This window comes from Pseudomonas sp. RL (assembly GCF_000647775.1).
GTDB classification, from domain to species: Bacteria; Pseudomonadota; Gammaproteobacteria; order Pseudomonadales; family Pseudomonadaceae; genus Serpens; species Serpens flexibilis.
Window position 1 is genome coordinate 1 of record NZ_JBOY01000180.1, and the last position, 2757, is coordinate 2757.

The following is a 2757-nucleotide window of genomic DNA, read 5'->3' on the forward strand; positions in this document are numbered from 1 at the left end:
CCCGTCCCGGCTGGCTGCTGGCCGAGCCGCAACCGCTGCGCGAAGGCAGCGTGCAGGTGCAGGCCGGCCCGGAGCGTATCGAGTCCGGCTGGTGGGACGGCGGCGACGTGCGCCGCGACTACTATCGGGTCGAAACCCGCGCCGGCCAGCGCGGCTGGGCCTTCAGGACCGTCGGCGATGACGGGCCGCTGCTGCTGCACGGCTGGTTCGCATGAGCGCCTACGCCGAACTGCACTGCCTGTCGCACTTCAGCTTCCAGCGTGGCGCCTCCAGCGCCGCGGAGCTGTTCGAGCGCGCTTCACGTCTCGGCTACCGCGCCCTGGCGATCACCGACGAATGCAGCCTGGCCGGCATCGTGCGCGCCTGGCAGGCGGCCAAGGAACACGCGCTGCCGCTGATCGTCGGCAGCGAGATGCGCATCGAGGACGGTCCGAAACTGGTCTTGCTGGCCGAGAACCTGGCCGGCTACCAGACACTCTGTCGATTGATCACCCAGGCCAGGCGCCGCGCCGACAAGGGCCGCTATCGCCTGCTGCATGAGGACTTCGACGCGCCGCTCGACGGGCTGCTGGCCATCTGGCTGGCGGAGCATGACGCCGACCAGGCCGCCTGGCTGCTCACGCGGTTCCCGCAACGGCTGTGGCTGGGCATCGAACTGCACCGGGGCCCGGACGATGCCGCACGGTTAAAGCACCTGCTGGCGATCGCCCGCGCCTACGGCCTGCCGGCGGTGGCCTGCGGCGACGTGCACATGCACGCCCGCGGGCGCCGCGCCCTGCAGGACTGCATGACCGCCATCCGCCATCACCTGCCGGTCAGCGAGGCCGGCGTCCACCTGTTTCCCAATGGCGAGCGCCACCTGCGCCGCCGCGAGGAGCTGGCCGAGCTCTACCCGCCCGAGCTGCTGGCCGAGACGCTGCGCATCGCCGAACGCTGCACCTTCGACCTGGATCAGTTGCGCTACCAGTACCCGCAGGAACTGGTTCCCCCGGGCTACGACGCCACTGGCTGGCTGTGCGAACTGGTGGAGCTCGGCGCCCGCGCACGCTGGCCAGACGGGGTGCCGGACAAGGTACAGGGGTTGATCGACCATGAGCTTGAGCTGATCGCCGAACTCAAGTACGAGAGCTACTTTCTCACCGTCCATGACATCGTCCGCTGGGCCCGCGAGCGGGGCATTCTCTGCCAGGGGCGTGGCTCGGCGGCCAACTCGACGGTGTGCTTCGCGCTGGGCATCACCGAACTGGATCCGTCGCGCAGCAAGCTGCTGTTCGAACGCTTCCTGTCCCGCGAGCGCAACGAGCCGCCGGACATCGACGTCGATTTCGAGCACGAGCGCCGCGAGGAGGTCATCCAGTACATCTTTCGCCGCTACGGCCGCGAGCGCGCCGCGCTCACCGCGGTGGTCAGCACTTACCATGGCGCCGGCGCGGTGCGCGACGTGGCCAAGGCTCTCGGCCTGCCGCCGGATCAGGTGAGCGCCCTGGCCGACTGCTGTGGCCGCTGGAGCGACCGGCCACCGGCCGCCGAACGCCTGCTCGAGGCCGGCTTCGACCCGGAGAATCCGCTATTACGCCGGGTGCTGGCGCTGACCGGCGAGCTGATCGGCTTCCCACGGCACCTGTCGCAGCATCCCGGCGGCTTCGTCATCTCCCAGGAGCCGCTGGCCAGCCTGGTGCCGGTGGAGAACGCCAGCATGGCCGAACGGACGGTGATCCAGTGGGACAAGGACGACCTGGACCTGGTCGGCCTGCTCAAGGTCGATGTGCTGGCACTGGGCATGCTCAGCGCGCTGCGCCGCTGCTTCGACCTGATCGAGCACTATCGCGGCACGCGCTGGACCCTGGCCAGCCTGCCCCAGGAAGACCCGGCGACCTACGCCATGATCAGCCGCGCCGACACCATCGGCGTGTTCCAGATCGAGTCACGGGCGCAGATGGCCATGCTGCCGCGCCTGCGCCCGCAGACCTTCTACGACCTGGTGATCCAGGTGGCTATCGTGCGCCCCGGGCCGATCCAGGGCGACATGGTCCATCCCTACCTGCGCCGGCGCAACGGCGAGGAACCGGTACTCTACCCGTCCGACGAACTGGTGCCGGTCTTCGAGCGCACCCTCGGCGTGCCGCTGTTCCAGGAACAGGTCATGGAGCTGGCGATGGTCGCCGCCGACTACACCCCGGGCGAGGCCGACGAACTGCGCCGCAGCATGGCCGCCTGGAAACGCCACGGCGGCCTGGAAAAACACCGCGAGCGCCTGACGTCGCGGATGCTCGCCAAGCAGTACACACCCGAATTCATCGCGCGCATCTTCGAGCAGATCAAGGGCTTCGGCAGCTATGGCTTCCCTGAGTCCCACGCGGCCAGCTTCGCGCTGCTCAGCTATGCCAGCAGCTGGCTGAAGTGCCATGAACCGGCCGCCTTTGCATGCGCCCTGGTGAACAGTTGGCCGATGGGTTTCTACAGCCCCGACCAGGTGCTGCAGGACGCACGCCGGCATGGCATTGAGGTGCGCCCGGTCGATGTGCGCCACAGCGGTTGGGATTGCGCCCTGGAGGATGGCGGCGGCCCGCAGCCGGCGATCCGCCTGGGACTACGGATGATTCGCGGCTTTCGCCAGGCCGATGCGCAGCGGATCGAGGCGGCGCGTCCGTTCGCCTGTGTCGAAGACCTGGTGCTGCGTGCGGGCCTGGACGCCCGCGCCCGCGAGCATCTGGCCGATGCCGGTGCCTTGCGCGGCCTCGCCGGCCATCGCCACCG

1 protein-coding gene and 1 pseudogene are annotated in these 2757 nt (G+C 69.4%); both read left to right on the forward strand.

Features of this window, described 5'->3' with window-relative positions; genetic code table 11:
• Positions 1-215: pseudogene (locus tag AS93_RS19780) on the forward strand (DNA polymerase Y family protein); the annotation flags it as partial.
• On the forward strand, positions 212-2757 hold a 2546-nt coding region (locus AS93_RS0117925), incomplete at its 3' end, for an error-prone DNA polymerase (RefSeq protein ID WP_027591865.1). The pseudogene AS93_RS19780 and the gene AS93_RS0117925, both read left to right, overlap by 4 nt.